Source organism: Rhizobium sp. Root1203 (assembly GCF_001424945.1).
GTDB lineage: Bacteria > Pseudomonadota > Alphaproteobacteria > Rhizobiales > Rhizobiaceae > Rhizobium.
Map to the genome: position 1 here is coordinate 615,081 of NZ_LMCW01000012.1, position 20,755 is coordinate 635,835.

A 20,755-nucleotide genomic window follows, 5' to 3' on the forward strand; every position below is an offset into this window, starting at 1 on the left:
CCGCCGGAAGCGGCTGCCGTTGAGGGATTATATCAGCGGTGAGCGTTCAGCGAGACGACATTGTGCATCGTCTGGTCCGCAGTCGACATGAACTTCTTGATGTTGCGGGCCGCCTGGCGGATGCGATGCTCGTTCTCCACCAGTGCCAGGCGCACGTAGTCATCGCCCTGCTCGCCGAAGCCGATACCGGGCGCGACGGCGACGTCGGCCTTCTCGACCAGTAATTTGGAGAACTCCAGCGAACCGAGATGCCGGAACTTCTCCGGGATCTTGGCCCAGGCAAACATCGTCGCAGCCGGCGGCGGCACGTCGAAGCCGGCCTTGCCGAACGAATCGACCATGACGTCACGGCGGCGCTTGTAGACGCTGCGAACTTCCGCAATGTCGGAACCGTCGCCGTTCAGCGCGTGCGTGGCCGCAACCTGGATCGGCGTGAAGGCGCCGTAGTCGAGGTAGGACTTGACGCGCGTCAGCGCCGCGATCAGGCGTTCGTTGCCAACGGCGAATCCCATGCGCCAGCCGGGCATGGAAAAGGTCTTCGACATCGACGTGAATTCGACAGCCACGTCAATCGCGCCCGGAACCTCCAGAACGGAAGGCGGCGGTGCGTTGTCGTCGAAATAGATTTCCGAATAGGCAAGGTCCGACAGCACAATGATGTCATGCTTCTTCGCGAAGGCGATGACGTCCTTGTAGAAATCCAGCGTCGCGACGTAGGCCGTCGGGTTCGAAGGATAATTGAGGATCAACGCGATCGGCTTCGGGATCGAGTGCTTCACCGCGCGCTCCAGCGGCGGGAAGAAGCTCTCGTCAGGCTCGACGGACATCGAGCGGATCACGCCGCCTGCCATCAGGAAACCGAAGGCATGGATCGGATAGGTCGGGTTCGGGCAAAGAATGACATCGCCTGGCGCGGTGATCGCCTGGGCCATGTTGGCGAAGCCTTCCTTGGACCCGAGCGTCGCAACGACCTGGGTATCGGGGTTGAGCTTCACGCCGAAACGGCGGGCGTAGTAGCCGGCCTGGGCGCGCCGGAGGCCTGGAATGCCCTTCGAGGAGGAATAGCGATGCGTGCGCGGGTCCTGAACCACTTCGCACAGCTTGTCGACGATGGCTTTCGGTGTCGGAAGGTCCGGGTTCCCCATGCCGAGATCGATGATATCGGCGCCGCCCGCTCGCGCGCTAGCTTTCAAACGGTTGACCTGTTCGAAAACGTAAGGCGGCAAACGCCGGACTTTGTGAAACTCTTCCATCTCTTTCCCCACGGAAATGCGGCCACTGCGGCCGCGCTCGAAGTTCGTCCATAATTCCCGGCTGCTCGCGATACGAACTTCACAATCGCCAGCGCCGTATTGATCAGACTTTCAACGCGCGGCGATTCTTTGACGAAACGTCGCACAGACTGCGCATTATCAGGAAAATTTCATCTTCCGCTACTGGCGGAAGGCTTTGCTTCCAAATCGCCTCGAAGGCAAGGTCTAATTGGCAATTTTGGAAAGCGTGTCGGCGCCGTGCTGTTCAGCGAGCTTGCGGTATTCGGCGACCCGGCGCTGATATTCAGCCTCCGTAATCGAGCCCGCCTTGCGCTGCGCACCGAGCGCGGTCAGCTTCTGCTGCAGGTTGCCCGCTTCCTCGTCGCTCATCTGGACGTTTGCGGCCGTGAGCGGCGCGCCGAAGTTGGGGTAGCCGTCCCGGCTATGGCTGAGACCGCTTTCTGTGGGCGCCTCGCCCTTGGTCGCGTTCATGACGACTGGGGTAGGCGCCGCTCGCCTCGCCGCGATGGCTGCCTTTTCCTCCGGCGTTCGCATGCAACCGGCAAGCACCATGGCCGCGGTGGCGCCAATCAGAGCGATGCGGGTCACGTTTGCGATGGTGCGAATGCCGTTGTTCGTCATGCCGGAGGTTCCAGATCCTTAAGCTGCTTCGACTTGTTAAATTCGCCGCAGGCACAAAGCAATAGCATGAACGCCCGACAGCGGAACTTGTTTTATCGATCTTTCCAGATGTACAACTTGATTTGCAGAAACATGCTGCCGCCGGAGGAGACACGTGACCGACAGCAAGCAGGAGAACGGCGACAAGGCGAAAGCCCCGGGCTTTGACGCAAACGACCTCGATCCCTATCTGATGAAGGATCCCGAGGCGATGGCGATGAATTTTGCCCGCGCCCTGGAAAATCTCGGTAAAGCGGCTTCCGCCTGGCTTGCACCGCGCGAGCGCGGGGAGATCAGCGAGAATGCCGTCGAGCCGATGACGGACATGGTCAAGACGCTGTCCAAGGTCACCGAATACTGGATCTCCGACCCGCGGCGCGCCTTCGACGCGCAGACGCAGCTGATGAGCAGTTTCTTCGGTGTGTGGATGCGCTCGATGCAGCGTATGCAGGGCGAATCGGCTGCGCCCGAGCCTGACCGCAAAGACAAAAGGTTTTCGGACGAAGACTGGCAGAAGAATCCGTTTTTCGAATTTCTCAAGCAGGCCTACTTCGTCACCACGGACTGGGCCGAGAAGCTCGTCACCGAGACCGAAGGCCTCGACGAGCACACCCGCCACAAGGCGGGCTTCTACGTCAAGCAGATTACCGCTGCCCTTTCGCCGACCAACTTCGTCGCAACCAATCCTCAGCTCTACAGAGAGACCATCGCGACCAGCGGCGAGAACCTGGTGCGCGGCATGAAGATGCTGACCGAGGACATCATGGCCGGTCATGGCGATCTGAAGATGCGCCAGACCGACATGACCAAATTCGCGGTCGGGCGCGACATGGCGATGACGCCGGGCAAGGTCATAGCGCAGAACGAGATATGCCAGATCATCCAGTACGAGCCCGTGACGGAAACCGTGCTGAAGCGCCCTCTCCTTATCTGCCCGCCGTGGATCAACAAATTCTATATTCTCGATCTCAACCCGCAGAAATCCTTCATCAAATGGTGTGTCGACCAGGGGCATACCGTCTTCGTCATCTCCTGGGTCAATCCCGACGCGCGGCATGCGCGGAAGGACTGGGCTGCCTATGCGCGCGAGGGCATCGACTTCGCGCTGGAGACAATCGAGAAGGCGACCGACGAGACGGATGTGAACGCGATCGGCTATTGCGTCGGAGGCACGCTGCTCGCGGCTACGCTTGCGTTGCATGCCAAGGAGAAGAACAAGCGCATCAAGACCGCGACCCTCTTCACCACGCAAGTCGATTTTACCCACGCGGGCGACCTCAAGGTTTTCGTCGACGAGGAACAGCTGACGCGGCTAGAGACCCAGATGGAGGAGATCGGCTACCTCGACGGCTCGAAGATGGCGATCGCTTTCAACATGCTGCGGGCGTCCGAGCTCATATGGCCGTATGTCATCAACAACTACCTGAAGGGCCAGGAGCCGATGCCCTTCGACCTACTGTTCTGGAACGCCGATTCGACGCGCATGGCAGCAGCGAACCATGCTTTCTACCTGCGCAACTGCTACCTGAAAAACGCTCTGACAAAGGGGGAAATGGTCCTCGACGGCCAGAACGTCTCGCTGAAGGCGGTCAAGATCCCGATCTATAACCTGGCGACGCGCGAGGACCATATCGCTCCGGCTAAATCGGTGTTTGTCGGCAGCCAGTTCTTCGGCGGCAAAGTCGATTTCGTGCTGGCGGGCTCCGGCCATATAGCCGGCGTCGTCAATCCACCGGACAAGAAGAAGTATCAATATTGGAGCGGAGGCCCCGTCAGGGGCGACTATGAGGCCTGGCTCGGCACCGCCGAGGAAACAGCCGGCTCGTGGTGGCCTCACTGGCAGACGTGGATCGAAGCCAAGGACGCGACGCGCGTTCCCGCGCGCAAACCCGGAGGCGCGGCGCTGAACGCGATCGAGGAAGCACCGGGCAGCTATGTCATGGAGCGGGCCTGAGGCGCGCTGGCCGCTCCTTGCCAGATCACTCGAAGAAGATCAGGCTTGCCGGGGATGGCGGCAGCGGCTTCGCGACGACAGCGCGGAAGCCGGCGAGCCTCGCCATGTCGGCGAGTTCGCGCTCCGTATAGGCATCGCCCCTCGGTGTCGTCGCGAGCATCACCCAGGCAAAGGCCGCGGGAAATTCAGGCGACACCCGGTCATCGTTCGGGACGAATTCGACGACAGCAACCCGTCCCCCGGGAGCAAGGCTCGCGCGCGCCTTCTTCAAAAGCGTGACGCAGCCATCGATATCGAAATGGTGCAGGAAGTTCGGCAGCAGGACAAGGTCGTATTCCTCACCCCAATCAACGTCGAACGCGCTGCCCGGCACGAAGCTGAAGCGGGCAGCCACGCCGGCATTCCCGGCATTCTGCTCGGTCACGGCAAGGACCGGCTTCCAATCCAGAGCGACGATCCTGGCGGACGACGCCACCTTTGCAATTTCGATCCCGAAAGCGCCCGGACCGGCAGCGACATCCAGCACCTTGGCGGGCGGCTTCGGCCATCCGGCGACCTCCGATGCCAGGGCCTGTGCGCTGCCGCCGGTGAACGCACCCATGGCTCGGGCAAACCTCACCCACACGGGATTGTCGGGCGCGACATTCGCCAGACCGACTGCACCGCCGTTGCGCACGCTGGCAGCCGGGTCGTCGAGGAACAGCGACACCATTTCCGGGGATGCCAGGAAGTCGATCGCCGCTCCCATATAGGCAGGCGAACGCCGGTCCAGGAAAACCTGGCTGGACGGCGTCAATGCATAGTCCTCGCCGTTCTTCGTCAGGAACCCCGACACCACCAGAAAATCGGAGAGAATGCGCAATCCGCGCTCGGCATATCCAGATTCTGCCGCCAGTGACTTTGCCGTGCGGCCTACGCCGCCGATCATGGTGAAGAGCTCAAGTTCGATTGCAGCCTTCAGCGCTGCCGTCTTGCGATAGGCGAACATTCCATCGACCACCAACGCAGGCGAGACATCGGCGCCAGCGAGACCATCCATCGAAGACATCGGCTTCCCCTCCCGAGAGATCCAGCGCCACACTCTTTAGCAGAATCCGGACGGAATTACACCATCTACTAATATTGCATTCACATCAGCTGGATAGGTGCCGAATTTCGGTCATTTCAACACGGTCGAACAGTATCCTGAAGAGGCGTGACGTCAGAAAAATCACGCAAGCGGGCGAGAGCTGTCGCGACGGATCGGTGCAGATAATTCGATCACGTAAAGAAATTGGTTACCATAATTCGTCATCCTGCAAACGGCGGCAAATGGCGCCGGGCCGCAATTTGGCCCTGTTGCTCCATTACCCGCCCCGGCGAAGAAGTATCCATGTGTCAGTACCGCCGGCCTAGTAACGCGTTGCGAAAGACGAGTATCATGGCGTTTGCGGTCGATGTGTTTGCCAATACCAGGCCGATAGGTAAGTCCATTTCTCGTTTACGCCGCTCATTCCGCTTTCTCTCGGGTGCAACTCTCTTTGGTGCCGGCTTCGCCGCTTCCGCATGGGTCGTTACGACGGTTGCGGCAATGCATGCGATTGCGCCTTCGACGCAACCCGGTACGCTGACGGACATCTCGTTCAAGCCGAAGGTCGCTGCCATTCAGCCGGCGAAGGAACGCGTCGTGCACGTGGCGAAATTTTCGCGGTTGGGTGCGCTGACGGCCAAGGGGGAGCGCGTCGTTGCCCCATCCGCCCTGACGACGGCGTTCATCGGCAGCTCCGCTCCACTCGCCGTCGCGGAAGCCGCTCCGGCGAAGCCCACGACAGTGGCCGCCGCGGCACCGGTCGAACAAAAATCAAAGGACGACGCGCTCGCGCCGGCGCCCGCCGCTGTCGTGGCCAGCGCCACGCCGAGCGATCGTATCGTCATTCCGACGAAGGAAGAAGTCGCGGCGATCGAAGGCCCCGCTCTTCTCGCGCTCGCCGCTCCGCCGCGCGCGGCAGCCGGGCCGGAGGCGCAGCCTGCGCGTGACACGACGATCCCCCAGAAGCCGGTCGAGGTTGCAAGCGTGGCAGCCGATGCCGAGATGAAGGAAGCAGCTGACGAAGGTTCCGCCTTCGATCTCGTGCTCAACAACAGCAACGCCAGCGTGCCGCTGCCGATGGCGCGTCCGGACGGATTGAACAAGCGAGGACCTGCGGCCCGCCCGGCAGAGCCGGTGCTTGCTTATGCCCGACCCGATGTCGGCGACGACGAGGGCGAGATTCCCATCGTTCCCAAGCGGCTTTCCAATCCGGTCGCCCGCAACGGCGTCGCGGTCTACGATATCTCCGCCAATGTCGTCTACCTCCCGAACGGCGAACGCCTGGAAGCCCATTCCGGCCTCGGAAAAATGCGCGACAATCCGCGTTACGTGCACGCAAAGAACCGGGGACCGACGCCTCCGCATACCTATGCCCTGACGATGCGCGAAAGCCTGTTCCACGGCGTGGAAGCAATCCGCCTCAATCCCGTCGGCGGCGCCGGCAACGTCTATAATCGCGTCGGCCTTCTTGCCCACACCTACATGCTCGGTGCCCGCGGCGATTCCAACGGTTGCGTTTCCGTCAAGGATTACAAGCGCTTCCTTGCTGCGTTCAAGCGCGGGGAAATCCGCCAGCTGGTCGTGGTCACCAGCATGCCGAACAAGCCGGCATCGCGCCTCGCATCGCTGTTTTCATCCCGATCGTAAGCCACGAACGCGGCTGTCGGATGCTGGCATCCGCCGCTACCGGCGAATGCCCCTTGCCAGGGCATCGATCTCCCTGCTGCCAAGCACCGCGCGTCCCCTGCCGGTCCTAGCCGCCTCGAGCATCGCCTTTCCGATGACCTCGGTCGTCAGGACGAGATCAGGACGCAGCCGCCGCATGACCGGCAGCACAAGCGCCATGACGCTGTAGAGAACCTGATAGGAGCGCGTCTTCGATCGGATGCCGTGGAGCGGCTGGATGATGCCGGGCCGAAACAGAAACACAGCGGAAAACGGCAGGCCCTGCAACGCGTTCTCCGTCCTGCCCTTGACGCGGGCCCACATCGTCCGGCCGGTGCCGGTCGAGTCCGTGCCTGCTCCCGAGACATAGACGAACGTCATCGGAGGGTTCGATCTCGCCAGGGCCTCCGCGGCCGCCATCGTCAGATCGTAGGTGACGTGCGTGTAGGCTTCTTCGGTCATTCCGGCGGATGAGACTCCGAGGCAGAAGAAACATGCGTCAAAGCCCGCGATCTGCTCCTCGATATCGGTGTAGTCAAAGAGGTCGGCCTTGATGATCTGCGTCATCCTTGGATGGACGGTGGGGACCGGCTCGCGGCCCACGACCGTGACATGCCGGACGTCGTCGGCAAGCAGGCACTCGCGCAACACGCCCTGGCCGACCATTCCGGTGGCTCCGAATATTAGTATGTTCATTTGAATGTCCCTGGCGATGCCAACGCTGCTCGATCAAACCTCCTTCAAGTTTGTCGTCTTGTCGAGACGCCCGATCAGCATCGCGCTCGCCTGATTGAGCCCGGCCACCTCCACCTCGATGCCATGCGCCTTGAACCGCTGGACGACCCGCTCCAGCGCGGCAACGGCGGTGATGTCCCAGAAATGCGCCTGGGACACATCGATTGATACCGTCATGCCGATGGCTTCGCGGAAGTCGAAGGCTTCGATGAACATATCGGCGGATGCGAAGAAGACCTGGCCTGAAACCCGGTACGCGAGCGTTTTTGCGGATGTATCGGCTTCAGCGTCTACGCTCAGCAGGCGCGCAACCTTGAAGGTGAAGAACACTCCGCTCAACAGCACCCCGACCGTGACGCCCAACGCAAGATTTGAGCTGGCCACGGTGACCACGACAGTCGCCAGCATGACGACGCTCGAGGTCTTAGGGTGGAACACCATCATCCGCAGGGACGACCAATCGAACGTGTCGATCGAGACCATGACCATGATGGCCACCAGAGCGGCGACCGGCACCTGCGAGACCCAGGGCTTGAGCAGAACCATCAGGACCAGCAAGAGCGCACCCGCAAACAGGGTGGAGAGACGCCCCCGCCCGCCGTATTTCACGTTGCTGACCGTCTGCCCGATCATCCCGCACCCCGCGATACCGCCAAAGAGACTGGACGCGGCATTGGCGATGCCGAGGCCGGTGCATTCCCTGTTCTTCGAACTCGGCGTGTCTGTGAGGTCGTCGACGACGCTGGCCGTCATCATGGATTCAAGCAGGCCCACCATGGCGATCGCAAGGGCTGGGCCAGAGATGATCGCCAGCGTCTCGATCGTCAGCGGAACAGCAGGCCAGGCGAAGACGGGAAGCGAATCAGGGAGCTTTCCCAGATCGGCGATCGTCAGAACCGGCAGATGCAGCGTGACCGAGGCGATCGTCAGGACAAGGATGCATATCAGCGGCGACGGGATCGCGGTGGTAATGCGCGGAACGAGATAGATGACGGCCAGCCCGGCCGCCAGCATAGCGTAGGCGATCCAGTCTCCACCGAGGATATGCGGCAGCTGGGCGCCGAAGATCAGTATCGCCAGCGCATTGACGAAGCCGGTCCGGACAGACTTGGACACGAACCGCATGAGGACGCCGAGGCGCAGAAGCCCGAAGAGGATCTGGATGATGCCGGCCAGCAGCCCCGCTGCGAAGAGGTAAGGCAGTCCGTGAGCGTGGACCAGAGGCGCCGCGACCAGGGCGACCGATCCGGCTGCAGCCGAAATCATCGCCGGCCGGCCGCCCGTAAAGGCAATGACGATGCCGATGACGAAGGAGGCAAAGAGGCCGACCTGCGGGTCGACGCCCGCGACAAACGAGAAGGCAATGACCTCGGGGATCAGGGCGAATGTCGCGACTGCTCCGGCGAGCATCTCGCGTGTCGGATTGGCGAACCAATCCCTGCGAATGGATGAAAATTGCATGTGTTTGAAGTCTCGCAAAGCGTAGCCCAACGCACCCCACCGGAGCGGTTGCATTTGGCGTGCAGGTTTTGCGTTGTCTGGCGGATCGGCGGCCAGAAGAGCCACCCGGAGTTTCACCGGGTCCGTGGTGAGTGGCCGGTTTATAGACTGCATTGCCTGCCGCACGCAACGCCGGTCGTCGGTTTGACGCCGACCAATCTCATCGACCGCAATGCCTCTGCCTCCTTCCACGCCCACGCCCACGCCCACCTCCCCTCCACCTCATTCCTGTGCTCGTCACAGGAATCCAGCCACGGCGGCCGGCGCCGTGAATGACCCGCTCTTTGTTGTCGGAGGAAGAGTTTTCCGCGCGCCCAAGGACTTGGGCGCACTGGATTCCTGTGACGAGCACAGGAATGAGGTTGGCACTCCCCCGGCGAAAATTAGGAGGGGAATGCAGAGAGACCGGAGTTGCGGGCATAAACCGCCGAACGGGGCGCTGGGAAGCGCCATATATTTTTACTCCGACGCGGCAATTTCCAGCGCCCGTCCGAGTAAGTCAGAATGGCCAAACCACGGGTGATCAGGCCGCGTGACCGAGAAGCCTTGCACTGGCGATAGTCGAAACGCAGCCTCGCGTCACCCACGTCGACCCGTCACGGATAGGCAAGGGCGCAGGGCAAGATCGCAGGGTAAGGCGCAACGCCACAAATCACCCCAAAGCCCATTGATCCCGATGGACGAACCCGGCATAGCTGCATTATGTACGACAAAGACAATTTCTGCTAAGGCCCTTCCATGGTAAATTACATCGAAGCCTCCTCCGCGCCGTCGAAGAATACGGGCGCCATCAGGATATACGGTTCAGAGGCATTCGAGGGCATGCGCAAGGCCTGTCAGGTCACGGCGCGTTGCCTGGACGAGCTGGCCGCGATCGTGCAGCCCGGCGTCGCGACCGACGCGATCGATCGGTTCGTCTTCGAGTTCGGCATGGACAACGGCGCCTATCCGGCCACCCTGAATTACCGCGGCTACACGAAGTCGACCTGCACCTCGATCAACCACGTCGTCTGCCACGGCATTCCGGACGGGAAGCCGCTTCGCGATGGCGATATCGTCAACATCGACGTGACCTATGTCGTCGATGGCTGGCATGGCGATTCCAGCCGAATGTACCCCGTCGGAGCGGTCAAGCGCGCCGCGGAACGATTGCTGGAAGTCACCTACGAATCGCTGATGCGCGGCATTGGCGCCGTTCGCCCAGGCTCCCGCACCGGGGCCATCGGCGAGGCAATCCAGACCTATGCGGAAGCGGAGCGCTGCTCGGTGGTGCGTGACTTCTGTGGTCACGGGGTCGGCTCGCTCTTCCACGATTCACCGAATATCCTGCACTACGGCCGCGCCAACGAAGGGCCGGAGCTGCGTGAAGGCATGATCTTCACCATCGAGCCGATGATCAATCTCGGTCGCCCACATGTGAAGGTTCTCGCGGACGGCTGGACGGCCGTCACCCGCGACCGCTCGCTGTCGGCGCAATACGAGCACACGGTCGGCGTGACCGCCGATGGCTGCGAGATCTTCACCCTCTCGCCGCGCGGCCTCGACAGACCGGGGCTACCGCCCCTCAGCCGATGAGCAGCTGATGGCAAAAGTACCCGCTCCGTTCACCGGCGACGACGAACTGCCCTATGAGGCAGCGGATGAAACGGCCGTCGACGAGCGGGCGTTCTTTGCGGAACAGTCCACCCAAGCGATCTCTCATGGACAGCCGGCAAAGGAAGAGCACTATCACGGGCACCGGGAACGGCTGCGCAACCGATTTCGGGAACATGGGGACACGGCGCTTGCAGATTACGAGCTGCTCGAGTTGCTGCTCTTTCGGCTGATCCCGCGCCGGGATACCAAGCCCATTGCAAAGGCGCTTATCGAGCGCTTCGGATCCCTGGCGGGCGTTTTCGGGGCAGCGACGCCGCTGCTGCGCGAGGTGACGGGGGTCGGCGAAGCTGTTGCGCTCGACCTGAAGCTGATTTCGACGGTTGCGCACCGGACGCTGAAAAGCGAACTCCGGGGCAAGCAGGTGCTCGCCTCCTGGTCCTCCGTCATCCAGTATTGCCAGGCGGCCATGGCCCATGAGACACGCGAGCAGTTCCGCATTCTCTTTCTCGACAAGCGCAATGCGCTGATTGCGGACGAGGTGCAGGGGCTCGGCACGGTCGATCACACTCCGGTCTATCCGCGCGAAGTGGTGAAGCGCGCACTTGAGCTTTCCGCCACCGCCCTCATTCTCGTCCACAACCACCCCTCGGGCGACCCCACCCCTTCCCGCGCGGACATCGACATGACCAAGATGATCATCGATACGGCGAAGCCGCTGGGGATTACCGTTCACGATCACATCATCGTCGGAAAGGATGGGCACGCCAGTCTGAAAGGCTTGCGTCTGATCTAAGGGGATTTTCGTTTTCAGGTGTCCGTCAGGTTTGGGTGGCAAAGCAGCCATGCTGCAACCATCCTGATCGGGACCATTGATGACGAAAAAAATCGCTTCCCGGAGATCCTCTCTCTATCGGACGGTGGCATTATACCCCGCGATACTGCTCTTTCTCATCGTTGGCGGCTATTCCTCCTATCTCGCGGCCACGGACAACTTTCATACTGTGATACCCGGAGAGGTCTATCGCTCGTCGCAACCGTCCGCGGAAGCGATCGCGGACCTGGAAAAGCGCTATGGGATCAAGACCATCCTGAACCTGCGCGGCGAATCGAACAAGCCGGATTGGTATACTGCCGAAGTTGCACAAGCCAAGGCGCTCAACATAACGCACATCGACTTCAGCATGTCCGCCGCCAGGGAACTGTCCGAGGAAAAGGCCCGGGCCCTCATCAAGATCATGCGCGACGCGCCGAAGCCGATCCTGATCCACTGCCGGTCGGGCGCCGATCGGACCGGACTTGCATCGGCGCTCTATCTGGCGGCGATCGCCAATGCCAACGAAAAGACCGCCGAAGGCCAGATGTCGATCTTCTACGGCCATCTCGGGCTGCCGATTTCCCGTGCATTCGCCATGGATCGCACGTTCGAGATGATGGAACCGCTCCTTGGCTTCGCCCAATCCTGATAGTCGCGCGTAAATCAATCTGCAACATTGACCAGCTACCCGTGATCGCGCCACATTTTGCGTCGCAAAATGATTCCAGCTTTCCAATCGGGGCCAGCTCATGTTCCAGTACGATCTCGTTGTTGTCGGTAGCGGCCCGGCAGGCCGCCGCGGCGCAATTCAAGCCGCCAAACTCGGCAAGAAGGTGCTGGTCATCGAACAGGGCAAGCGTGTCGGCGGCGTTTCCGTCCATACCGGCACGATCCCGTCCAAGACGCTGCGCGAGACGGCGCTCAATCTGTCCGGCTGGCGCGAACGCGGTTTTTACGGCAAGGCCTACCGCGTCAAGGACGAAATCAGCGCCGACGATCTCCGGCGCCGGCTTCTGATCACGCTCGATCATGAGGTCGAGGTTCTCGAGCATCAGTTTGCGCGCAATCGCGTTCAGCACATCCGCGGCAAGGCGAGCTTTGCCGATCCCTCGACGCTTGAGGTCGTCAAGGACGATGGTGAAGTGCTGAAGGTGACAGGCGCGAGCATTCTGCTCGCCGTCGGAACCAAGCCGTTTCGGCCGGACTATATTCCCTTCGACAACAAGACCGTCCTCGACAGTGACGAGCTGCTTGAAATCCAGGAGCTGCCGCGCTCGATGACCGTGATCGGCGCAGGCGTCATCGGCATCGAATACGCGACGATCTTCAGCGCGCTGGATACCGCCGTTACGGTCATCGATCCAAAGCCGACGATGCTGGACTTCATCGACAAGGAGATCATCGAGGATTTCACCTATCAGCTGCGCGATCGCAACATGAAGATCCTGCTCGGCACCAAGGCTGACACGGTGACGCGGCTCGACAATGGAAAGGTCGAACTGCTGCTCGACAACGGCCGCCGGCTGGTGAGCGACATGGTGCTGTTTGCAGCCGGACGGATGGGCGCGACCGACACGCTCAACCTTGCGGCTGCCGGCCTGGAGGCAGACAGCCGCGGTCGTCTCAAGGTCAATCCCGAGACCTTCCAGACCTCGGTGCCGAACATCTATGCGGCCGGCGACGTCGTCGGCTTCCCGAGCCTTGCGTCCACGTCGATGGAACAGGGCCGGATCGCGGCGCGCGTCGCGATCGGTGCGGTCGCCAAGGAGCCCCCGAAGTACTTCCCGTATGGCATTTACGCCGTGCCTGAAATTTCGACCTGCGGCCTTACGGAGGAGGAGATGAAGGAGCGCGGCATTCCCTACGAATGCGGCATCGCCCGTTTCCGCGAGACCTCGCGCGGCCATATCATGGGTCTGGACACCGGGCTTCTGAAGCTGATCTTCTCGCTGAAGACCCGCCGCCTGCTGGGCGTCCATATCGTCGGCGAGGGTGCGACCGAACTGGTACACATCGGCCAGGCGGTGCTCAACCTCAAGGGTACCGTGGAGTATTTCGTCGAGAACACCTTCAACTATCCGACTCTCGCGGAGGCCTACAAGATCGCCGGCCTCGATGCCTGGAACCGCATGGGCGACATCAAATCGGAACTCTGATGTCATGTTTGCCTGGAAGGCACCCAGATTTCCGGGCGAGTATATCACGAAAAAACAACAGCTTAAGCACAGACGAACGGGTTTCGGAAAAGACGCTTTTCCCGCCGGGCGTCCGGGTCAAAGCTTCCCTTGTAATATTCGTGGTCTCTGATAGCGTCGGTGCATGGGGGTTCTCTCTTACCAGCGAGTAACCGTGCGAGATCTATCCGAAACTTCAGAACGGAATTTCCAGCTCATTCTGATCAAGCCGTCTCACTACGATGACGATGGCTATGTGATCCGCTGGTGGCGGGCCATGATCCCTTCGAATTCGCTCGCAGCGCTCTATGGAATTGCGGCCGATTGTGCCGAGCGCAAGGTGCTGGGTCCGAATGTGGGCATCGACATAACGGTCGTCGACGAGACCAACACCCGGGTCAACATTCCCTCCCTTCTCAGCCTTCTGAAGGCAAACGGCAATTTCGGCATGGTCGCCCTCGTCGGCGTGCAGTCGAACCAGTATCCGCGTGCGCTGGATATCGCCCGTCCGTTCCGCGATGCCGGCATTGCCGTGTCGATGGGCGGCTTCCATGTTTCAGGATGCCTGGCGATGCTCGATGGCAAGGCGGTTGGCCTCGATGCCTGCCGGGAGATGGGAATCTCGATGTTTGCCGGAGAGGCCGAAGGGCGTCTCGACACGGTGCTTCAGGACGCCGCTTCCGGTACGCTGGCGCCGCTCTACAACTACATGAACGACCTGCCGAGCATCGAGGGAGCGGCCGTTCCCTTCCTGCCGAAGGCCAATGTGACGCACACGCTCGGCCTCAGCACGAGCTTCGATGCCGGCCGCGGCTGTCCGTATCAGTGCTCCTTCTGCACCATCATCAACGTGCAGGGCCGCAAATCTCGCTTTCGCACGGCCGACGATGTCGAGAAGCTGGTGCGGATGAACTGGGCGCAGGGCATCCACAAGTTCTTCATCACCGACGACAATTTCGCCCGCAACCGGGATTGGGAAGCGATCTTCGACAGGTTGATCGAACTCCGCGAGAAGGATGGCATTCCACTCGGCCTGATGATCCAGGTCGATACGCTGTGCCACAAGATCCCGAACTTCATCGAAAAATCCAAGCGTGCCGGTGTGACGCGCGTGTTCATCGGGCTGGAGAACGTCAACCCGGACAACCTCACGATTGCCAAGAAGAACCAGAACAAGATCACCGAATACCGCAAGATGCTGCTTGCCTGGAAGGCGCAAGGCATCATGACGCTTGCAGGTTATATCCTCGGGTTCCCGGCCGATACGCCAGAATCGATCCGGCGCGACATCGCCATCATCCAGCATGAGCTTCCCCTCGATGTGATCGAGTTCTTCTGTCTGACGCCGCTGCCGGGCTCGGAGGACCATCAGACATTGTGGAAGAAGGATGTCGAGATGGATGCCGATCTCAACATCTACGACGTCGAGCACGTCTGCACCGCGCATCAGAAGATGAGCAAGGCAGAATGGGAGAGCATCTACCGGGAGGCGTGGTCTCTCTATTATACGCCCGAACACATGAAGACGCTGCTGCGCCGCGCGGTGGCGACCGGCGTTCCCCTGGCGAGCCTCGTCAAGATCCTCGTGTCCTTTGCAACCACAGTGCCGCTCGAAAACGTGCATCCGCTGCAGAGCGGGCTGCTTCGGCTGAAGCATCCGTCGGAGCGACGCCCCGGACTGCCGCACGAAAGCGCATTCGTCTTCTGGCCTCGATTCATCTGGCAGACTGCCGCCAAGCATGCGTCGCTTGGCGCGACCATTGCACGGCTGGCGACCAATGCATTTTTCATTGCCCGCGACAAGGAAACGAAAACCTACATGGATCAGGCGCTGACGCCGGTCGGCGATCATGAAGACGAGACGCTCGAGCTGTTTACCAAGACGGCTGGCGGCCTTGCCGCAGTTTCGCACATCAAAAAGGTTGCGGAGCTGACCCATGCACACCGGGCCGTCGGCGGGCCGGTCTGAAAATTATCGCTACATCTGCACGGCAGGCGCTTGGACCAAATTGAGTATCACCGCGGTCTGCAGCGTATCGATGAATTCAACGCACTCCTTCACCTTCCCGTCCTCGAAGGTCATCTTGTCCATGATCTCGGTGTCGAACTCCGTCGCACCGCAGCGCATGCGACCCCTGCGGTGAACCAGCGCAACGTTGCCGTCGACATGGATGGATACGAACTCGATCGCTTTCATATCCCAGCCGTCGATCAGCTGCCGCATCGTTCGGCGAAGGGCTTCCGCGCCGACCACAGGGTCGGTCAACGGCGCAAGATGCTGGTTGCCGACAACGCGGAACACGCAATCGTCTGCAAGAAACGACATCAGGCTGTCGAGATCCCCTTCCCTGCGGGCCTCGAAAATCCGCTCCACAAGGCCCTTGAGCTCATCCTTGGAAACCATCGCAAAAATCCCCTCTTTGCCATGGCCAGTCTGCCCCCGATCATGCGGCAATGCAACCATATGGAGCACACCCTCCCCTTTGGTGGTAGAGAACCCCTGTGGCGCCCCTCCCCGGATGCAGTTGCCGTCTTCCGGAAAACAAGAAACCCCGCACAAGGGCGGGGTTTCGATTGGAATGGAGGAGCCGAAAAGTTACTCGGCGCCGTCCTCGGAAGCCTTCTTCTTCGGAGCTGCCTTCTTCTTCGGGGCTGCAGCTTCTTCGCCTTCGGCGGTTTCAGCCTTTGCAGCAGCAGTCTTCTTCTTCGGCGCAGCCTTCTTGGCTTCCTTCTCGGAGCCTTCGCCTTCTTCTTCGGCCAGCAGCTCTTCCTTGGTTACCTTCTTGTCCGTGACGTCGATCTCAGTCAGCAGATGGTCGATGACCTTTTCTTCGAAGATCGGAGCGCGGATCGAGGCGGCTGCACCCGGCTGGCTACGGAAGAATTCGAGGATCTGCTTTTCCTGGCCCGGGTACTGACGCAGCTGTTCGTAGATCGCCCGCTGCATTTCGTCTTCGCTCACTTCGACACCGGCCTTTTCGCCGATTTCGGAGAGGACGAGACCGAGGCGAACGCGGCGCTCAGCAAGCTTCTTGTACTCTTCGCGAGCCTGTTCTTCGGTCGTGTCTTCGTCTTCGAAGGTCTTGCCGGACTGTGCGAGGTCGTTGGCGACCTGGTTCCAGATGCCGTTGTACTCGGCTTCAACGAGCGAGGTCGGCGTCTCGAACTTGTACATTTCGTCGAGCTGATCGAGGATCTGACGCTTCACCTTCTGGCGGGTCAGCGAGCCGTATTGCGATTCGATCTGGCCGCGGACGATTTCCTTCAGACGGTCAGCCGATTCAAGGCCGAGCTTCTTTGCCAGTTCATCGTTGATTTCCACCTCGGCCGGAGCAGCAACATCCTTGACGGTAACGTCGAAGGTGGCGTCCTTGCCAGCGAGGTTCTTGGCCGGATAGTCAGCCGGGAACGTGACTTTGATGGTCTTTTCTTCACCGGCCTTGGTGCCGACCAGCTGCTCTTCGAAGCCCGGGATGAAGCGGCCGGAGCCGAGAACGAGTTCGGCGCCCTGATCGGTGCCGCCTTCGAAGGCTTCGCCGTCGACCTTGCCGACGTAGTCCATCGTGATGCGGTCGCCGTCGGCAGCCTTGCCCTTCTTGGTTTCGTAAGAGCGGGCGCTCTCAGCAACCTTGAGGACCTGCTCGGTGACTTCTTCGTCCGATATATCAACGACTTCGCGTGTGATCTTGACGCCCTTGACGGACTTCAGTTCGATCGGCGGCAGGACTTCATAGGAGAGCGTGAATTCGAAATCCTGCTCGGCTGCGAGGATCTTGTCCGCTTCGTCCTTGTCTTCCGTCATCGCGACTTCCGGCTGCGTTGCGGACTTTTCGCCACGCTCGGCAAGGATGGCGGTCGGCTGTTCGCGAACGATCTCGTTGACGAGGTCGGCCATGATGGACTTTCCATACACCTTCTTCAGGTGCGCGGTCGGAACCTTGCCCGGGCGAAAGCCGTTGATCCGGACCTTGTCCTTCACGTCGGCAAGACGCTCGTTCATCTTGACTTCCATGTCCTTGGCCGGGATTACGACCTTGATTTCGCGCTTCAGCCCTTCAGCGAGCGTTTCGATAACCTGCATGTCTTCCTACCTTCATTTCGTGGCGGCCGTGCCCAGACGCCGTTCGTTTCGATGAGCACGACGCCGGAAAGTTGCCGGGCGTGGCTTGTTCTCAATTCTTATTCGTTCCGCCCCAGGCGAAACGGCGCTTGCTACCGGGCAATCGGGGAACACCTGTTCGGCCCCCCCGCCTGCAAGCTCTTGGTGCGGGTAGAGAGACTTGAACTCCCACGCCTTGCGGCACCAGAACCTAAATCTGGCGTGTCTACCAATTTCACCATACCCGCGTTCTCAAAAACCGCATGCATATGCCTGCACATGAGGCCTTCCGGAGCGCGGCGTCTCTATAACACCCGATTTGGTAGAGGCAAAGGAAAAATGAAGGCCTGATGACAGGGATTTTCGCCTATTCAGGCGGCCTTCCACACGATGCCGCTCCAACTCAGTAAAGAGGCTCGTCATAGGCGGGCTTACCGTCCACCAGCAGACTCCGTATCTGTGGGGTTCCGTCAGCGGCAACGCGGACCGCAATTGAAACCTCGCCCTCCTGCCGCGCCTGCTCCAGCGCCAATCCTGCGCCTTCGGGCACGTAATAGCGCTCGATCCCATAGTCGACATGGATGCTCTCGGTCTGAGCGTTGCCATAGCTGTAGAACGGCATGGTATGCAGAACGACCGTGGCTTCTTGTTGCGGCAGGGGCTGGAAGGACGATTCGACAACTCCCCAGAAACCACCCTCGCCTTGCTTCACCCGAACCCAAAGGCTGCGCTCTCCCGGCTCCTTGGGAATCTCACCTGTCAACGACTGCAGCGGAACGGAGGATATCTCATAGTTCAGCACCACATAATCACCGCGCAGGAAATCGCGCGGATCGACCGGTGCGGTTTTCAGCAACACATCCGTTCCGTTGCGCAGGATGGCCGCCCGGCCTTCGATCACATAACCAAGCACCGCCGTCTGAAGGGCCGCGACAGCGACGGCGGCAGCGAGGCAGCGGCGCCCGGTTTGAGGTTTCAGCGAAAAGATACTCATAGGCTCGCCTCCCCTGCTCTGCCCGCAAATCTACGTTCGAGGCGGAAGACGACCCAGGCCAGGAATGCCACGAACAGACCGGAGCACAGGAAGAGCCCGGAGGTACCGAGGATCGAACCGACCGTGACCGAAGCCAGATACAGCATCTCGACGGCAAACACCGCATAGGCCAGGTAGCGAACGGCACCGTTGTCGCGCCCCTGAAGCGCAATGGCCAAAATTGTGGCCGCCAACGTCACCAGCGCCAGGGCTACCAACCACCCGCCTTTGTCAATCTCCACATGGAGGAAGAACAAGCCTATGACGGCAACGAGGAACGCGTAGAAGGCCGGCGCGACGCCGGCGCTCCTTACGAGACCGGACAGGCGAGGCACAGGAAGGCTTACGACGATCAACGCAACCATCCCGCCCGCAGCGTAAAGACAGGCAAGCCGGGGGTCGGATTGAAGCGTATAGAGCCACGCGAGCCAACCGACAAGCAACAGGTACGCAAGATGCCGGGCGCGGTCGGCCCCGGTATATCGCACGAGGCCGATGACGATCAAAGCCATGATCGGTACCATCCAGCCATCAAAACGCATCCAGCGCATGTCGGAGCCGTTGAGATAGACTGCAAAACTTGCCCAGGCCAGAAATCCCGACACCGCGGCGACGACTCCCGAGCGAAACAGAATGGCCGATACGGCTGCCATAGAGAACCAGAGATACATCACCTTCTGTTCGTCTCCGGACAGATGATACATCTGCCCGACGAGCGAGATCGCTCCGCCGAAGCTCAGTGTGCCGATGACCAGGAGCCCATTGGCGGCCGCTATCGCCCCACGCGCCAGCATGGCCGCTGCGCCGAGATGAGCGGCCCAGATCAAAGCGACGATCAGGCAGACGCGCACCAGGCGCGGGATCGTCTCCCAATTCGATGCAACGACGAGAAGAATAGCGGCGGTCAACAAAATTGCCGCGAGGATCGTCAGTACATTGCCCAGGCTGAAGCTCGCGGGACGCGCGTCATATTCCTTCAACAATGCGTCTGCGGTTTCCCCGCCCAGCAGTCCCTTGCCGACCCACAGCGACAAATCTCTCTCCAGACGCCCGCGGTACATGCCCCACTCCGCAAAATGCGCGACGACGCGCCCTCAATCTCAACCGTTATAGACGCTGATTAGCCCCCAAGGAAACGGCCCTACGCAAATTCCTCATAGGAGAAATTGGTGACGGATATTAATCGATCGATAACCTTCATTTGCTAATATACTAGCTCCACCAAATAGCCATGCGCCTGTCGCATCGGTCGCATGAGAACATTGCACTGCAGCATCTCAATAAGTCATACTATTTAAATAGCGAGAGCTGCAGGGTTTGCGCCCTGCTTTCGCTAGATACTTGCGGAAATGATGTCCGTAACGAATTCGGAGCCGCGCACTCCTCCTCCCAGGCGCGCTCCGATAGACTGACGACACTCCTCCTCCCAGTTGTCAGTCGCTTACACACGCCCACCGGATCCTCCCCCGGTGGGCGTCTTGCTTTTCTGAGGGATATTTTATTCGAGCTAAGCATCTGAAATGATTCAGGTGTCTGAACGTCACGATGTCCGCGCCATCGATTCTTTCTGCATCCGCTTCAGCCGATGATCCTCATTGAGCCCCATGGGCAAAATGCCGCTTGAGACGGCCAAAACCAAGCGGCGGTGACCCAGCCGTTCCGCAACTGCCCCGATCGTGCGACGTGGTCAGGCTGAAAAACGTCTGCATGGGCCCGATTCTGCCTATTCATTGACCAACCAGCGGCGAAATCGATTGTTTTGCGCCACAAGCTTTGCATTCTGCGCATATGTGGCGTGAAAACTTGTCTCTACCGCTCCTTCGCGGTGCAACATATATTCTGTTCATCAAATACAGGTCAGCGCCGATGGGCGGCAGCTGGCAGACGCAGCCCTCGGAAAGGGGATCAACATGAACATCACTCGCTCTTTTAACAACTGGCGCAAGTATCGTCAGACCATCACTGAACTTGGCCGCATGACCAACCGCGAATTGCACGATCTCGGCATCGACCGTTCGGACATCCAGCGCGTTGCTCGCGAAGCAACCCGCTAATACCAATCGGTTAGCTTCCTCCCAAGCAACCGCTTACACAGAACGCCCGCTGCCTTTCGGCAACGGGCGTTTTCTTTTGTCCAAGGTTCCGGATAGCGCTTCGGTTGCAGAAAGTTCTCTTCTCGCCT

The 20,755-nt window shown here is 60.4% G+C and carries 17 protein-coding genes, 1 tRNA gene and 1 other annotated feature; of the genes, 8 read left to right on the top strand and 10 right to left on the bottom strand.

What is annotated here, in order from left to right:
- Nucleotides 1–32 precede the first annotated feature (32 nt).
- Nucleotides 33–1,253 carry an LL-diaminopimelate aminotransferase gene (locus ASC97_RS13575; RefSeq protein ID WP_037061425.1) on the bottom strand — a complete coding sequence of 407 codons (1,221 nt, stop codon included), beginning with the start codon at nt 1,251–1,253 and terminating at the stop codon, nt 33–35.
- A gap of 225 nt (nt 1,254–1,478) precedes the next feature.
- Complete coding sequence (locus tag ASC97_RS13580; protein ID WP_057468839.1) at nt 1,479–1,895, bottom strand: hypothetical protein; 417 nt, start codon at nt 1,893–1,895, stop codon at nt 1,479–1,481.
- Nucleotides 1,896–2,049: 154 nt separating this feature from the next.
- Here ASC97_RS13580 and phaC point away from each other — a divergent pair, with 154 nt between their 5' ends.
- A complete protein-coding gene (phaC, locus tag ASC97_RS13585) occupies nt 2,050–3,888 on the top strand; it encodes a class I poly(R)-hydroxyalkanoic acid synthase (RefSeq protein ID WP_057468840.1) in 1,839 nt (612 codons plus the stop codon).
- A 25-nt stretch (nt 3,889–3,913) separates the two neighbouring features.
- On the opposite strand, the gene ASC97_RS13590 is transcribed toward phaC, so the two are convergent.
- Nucleotides 3,914–4,936 carry an SAM-dependent methyltransferase gene (locus tag ASC97_RS13590; protein WP_443216742.1) on the bottom strand — a complete coding sequence of 341 codons (1,023 nt, stop codon included), beginning with the start codon at nt 4,934–4,936 and terminating at the stop codon, nt 3,914–3,916.
- 372 nt (nt 4,937–5,308) lie between these two features.
- On the opposite strand from ASC97_RS13590, the gene ASC97_RS13595 reads away from it, so the two are divergent.
- Entirely contained in the window at nt 5,309–6,604 is a 1,296-nt protein-coding gene (locus ASC97_RS13595) for a DUF2778 domain-containing protein (RefSeq protein WP_057468841.1), read from the top strand.
- Nucleotides 6,605–6,640: 36 nt separating this feature from the next.
- On the opposite strand, the gene ASC97_RS13600 is transcribed toward ASC97_RS13595, so the two are convergent.
- On the bottom strand, nt 6,641–7,318 hold the full coding sequence (locus tag ASC97_RS13600) for an NAD(P)H-binding protein (RefSeq protein WP_057468842.1): 678 nt from the start codon (nt 7,316–7,318) through the stop codon (nt 6,641–6,643).
- Nucleotides 7,319–7,351: 33 nt separating this feature from the next.
- Nucleotides 7,352–8,818 carry a SulP family inorganic anion transporter gene (locus ASC97_RS13605; RefSeq protein ID WP_057468843.1) on the bottom strand — a complete coding sequence of 489 codons (1,467 nt, stop codon included), beginning with the start codon at nt 8,816–8,818 and terminating at the stop codon, nt 7,352–7,354.
- 71 nt (nt 8,819–8,889) lie between these two features.
- Nucleotides 8,890–8,945 (bottom strand) — a sequence feature (sul1 is cis-regulatory element that is thought to sense ions involved in sulfur or methionine metabolism; They are found in Alphaproteobacteria).
- Nucleotides 8,946–9,595: 650 nt separating this feature from the next.
- Here ASC97_RS13605 and map point away from each other — a divergent pair.
- The 5 genes from map to ASC97_RS13630 all read left to right on the top strand — a co-directional run bounded on the left by map (nt 9,596) and on the right by ASC97_RS13630 (nt 15,410).
- A complete protein-coding gene (map, locus tag ASC97_RS13610; RefSeq protein ID WP_057468844.1) occupies nt 9,596–10,432 on the top strand; it encodes a type I methionyl aminopeptidase in 837 nt (278 codons plus the stop codon).
- A gap of 7 nt (nt 10,433–10,439) precedes the next feature.
- The gene (gene radC / locus ASC97_RS13615) at nt 10,440–11,246 is read left to right on the top strand and encodes a RadC family protein (protein ID WP_057468845.1); all 807 of its coding nucleotides are present in this window, start codon (nt 10,440–10,442) and stop codon (nt 11,244–11,246) included.
- Nucleotides 11,247–11,325: 79 nt separating this feature from the next.
- On the top strand, nt 11,326–11,916 hold the full coding sequence (locus ASC97_RS13620) for a dual specificity protein phosphatase family protein (protein ID WP_057468846.1): 591 nt from the start codon (nt 11,326–11,328) through the stop codon (nt 11,914–11,916).
- 100 nt (nt 11,917–12,016) lie between these two features.
- Complete coding sequence (sthA, locus tag ASC97_RS13625) at nt 12,017–13,423, top strand: Si-specific NAD(P)(+) transhydrogenase (RefSeq protein WP_057468847.1); 1,407 nt, start codon at nt 12,017–12,019, stop codon at nt 13,421–13,423.
- A gap of 163 nt (nt 13,424–13,586) precedes the next feature.
- On the top strand, nt 13,587–15,410 hold the full coding sequence (locus tag ASC97_RS13630; RefSeq protein ID WP_057468848.1) for a B12-binding domain-containing radical SAM protein: 1,824 nt from the start codon (nt 13,587–13,589) through the stop codon (nt 15,408–15,410).
- Between the two features lie 9 nt (nt 15,411–15,419).
- Here the strand turns inward: ASC97_RS13630 and ASC97_RS13635 are convergent, their stop codons facing one another.
- From ASC97_RS13635 to ASC97_RS13655, 5 genes are all read right to left on the bottom strand, one after another.
- Nucleotides 15,420–15,845, bottom strand: coding sequence for a nuclear transport factor 2 family protein (locus ASC97_RS13635; protein WP_057469360.1), 426 nt, complete (start codon nt 15,843–15,845; stop codon nt 15,420–15,422).
- A gap of 192 nt (nt 15,846–16,037) precedes the next feature.
- Nucleotides 16,038–17,522 carry a trigger factor gene (gene tig / locus ASC97_RS13640; protein ID WP_057468849.1) on the bottom strand — a complete coding sequence of 495 codons (1,485 nt, stop codon included), beginning with the start codon at nt 17,520–17,522 and terminating at the stop codon, nt 16,038–16,040.
- A 181-nt stretch (nt 17,523–17,703) separates the two neighbouring features.
- A tRNA-Leu gene (locus ASC97_RS13645) sits at nt 17,704–17,788 on the bottom strand.
- Between the two features lie 155 nt (nt 17,789–17,943).
- Complete coding sequence (locus ASC97_RS13650; RefSeq protein WP_057468850.1) at nt 17,944–18,534, bottom strand: GDYXXLXY domain-containing protein; 591 nt, start codon at nt 18,532–18,534, stop codon at nt 17,944–17,946.
- On the bottom strand, nt 18,531–19,634 hold the full coding sequence (locus ASC97_RS13655; protein ID WP_057468851.1) for a DUF2157 domain-containing protein: 1,104 nt from the start codon (nt 19,632–19,634) through the stop codon (nt 18,531–18,533). Before ASC97_RS13655 ends, ASC97_RS13650 begins: the two co-directional genes overlap by 4 nt.
- A gap of 849 nt (nt 19,635–20,483) precedes the next feature.
- On the opposite strand from ASC97_RS13655, the gene ASC97_RS32945 reads away from it, so the two are divergent.
- Nucleotides 20,484–20,627 (top strand): DUF1127 domain-containing protein, encoded by a 144-nt coding sequence (locus ASC97_RS32945; RefSeq protein ID WP_082529986.1) that lies wholly within the window; start codon nt 20,484–20,486, stop codon nt 20,625–20,627.
- Nucleotides 20,628–20,755 lie beyond the last annotated feature (128 nt).

Coding starts and splice junctions, on each gene's coding strand:
- ASC97_RS13575 (WP_037061425.1), bottom strand. CDS start 1,253: ATGGAAGAGTTTCACAAAGTCCGGCGTTTGCCGCCTTACGTTTTCGAA.
- ASC97_RS13580 (WP_057468839.1), bottom strand. CDS start 1,895: ATGACGAACAACGGCATTCGCACCATCGCAAACGTGACCCGCATCGCT.
- ASC97_RS13590 (WP_443216742.1), bottom strand. CDS start 4,936: ATGTCTTCGATGGATGGTCTCGCTGGCGCCGATGTCTCGCCTGCGTTG.
- ASC97_RS13595 (WP_057468841.1), top strand. CDS start 5,309: ATGGCGTTTGCGGTCGATGTGTTTGCCAATACCAGGCCGATAGGTAAG.
- ASC97_RS13600 (WP_057468842.1), bottom strand. CDS start 7,318: ATGAACATACTAATATTCGGAGCCACCGGAATGGTCGGCCAGGGCGTG.
- ASC97_RS13605 (WP_057468843.1), bottom strand. CDS start 8,818: ATGCAATTTTCATCCATTCGCAGGGATTGGTTCGCCAATCCGACACGC.
- map (WP_057468844.1), top strand. CDS start 9,596: ATGGTAAATTACATCGAAGCCTCCTCCGCGCCGTCGAAGAATACGGGC.
- radC (WP_057468845.1), top strand. CDS start 10,440: ATGGCAAAAGTACCCGCTCCGTTCACCGGCGACGACGAACTGCCCTAT.
- ASC97_RS13620 (WP_057468846.1), top strand. CDS start 11,326: ATGACGAAAAAAATCGCTTCCCGGAGATCCTCTCTCTATCGGACGGTG.
- sthA (WP_057468847.1), top strand. CDS start 12,017: ATGTTCCAGTACGATCTCGTTGTTGTCGGTAGCGGCCCGGCAGGCCGC.
- ASC97_RS13630 (WP_057468848.1), top strand. CDS start 13,587: ATGGGGGTTCTCTCTTACCAGCGAGTAACCGTGCGAGATCTATCCGAA.
- ASC97_RS13635 (WP_057469360.1), bottom strand. CDS start 15,845: ATGGTTTCCAAGGATGAGCTCAAGGGCCTTGTGGAGCGGATTTTCGAG.
- tig (WP_057468849.1), bottom strand. CDS start 17,522: ATGCAGGTTATCGAAACGCTCGCTGAAGGGCTGAAGCGCGAAATCAAG.
- ASC97_RS13650 (WP_057468850.1), bottom strand. CDS start 18,534: ATGAGTATCTTTTCGCTGAAACCTCAAACCGGGCGCCGCTGCCTCGCT.
- ASC97_RS13655 (WP_057468851.1), bottom strand. CDS start 19,634: ATGTACCGCGGGCGTCTGGAGAGAGATTTGTCGCTGTGGGTCGGCAAG.
- ASC97_RS32945 (WP_082529986.1), top strand. CDS start 20,484: ATGAACATCACTCGCTCTTTTAACAACTGGCGCAAGTATCGTCAGACC.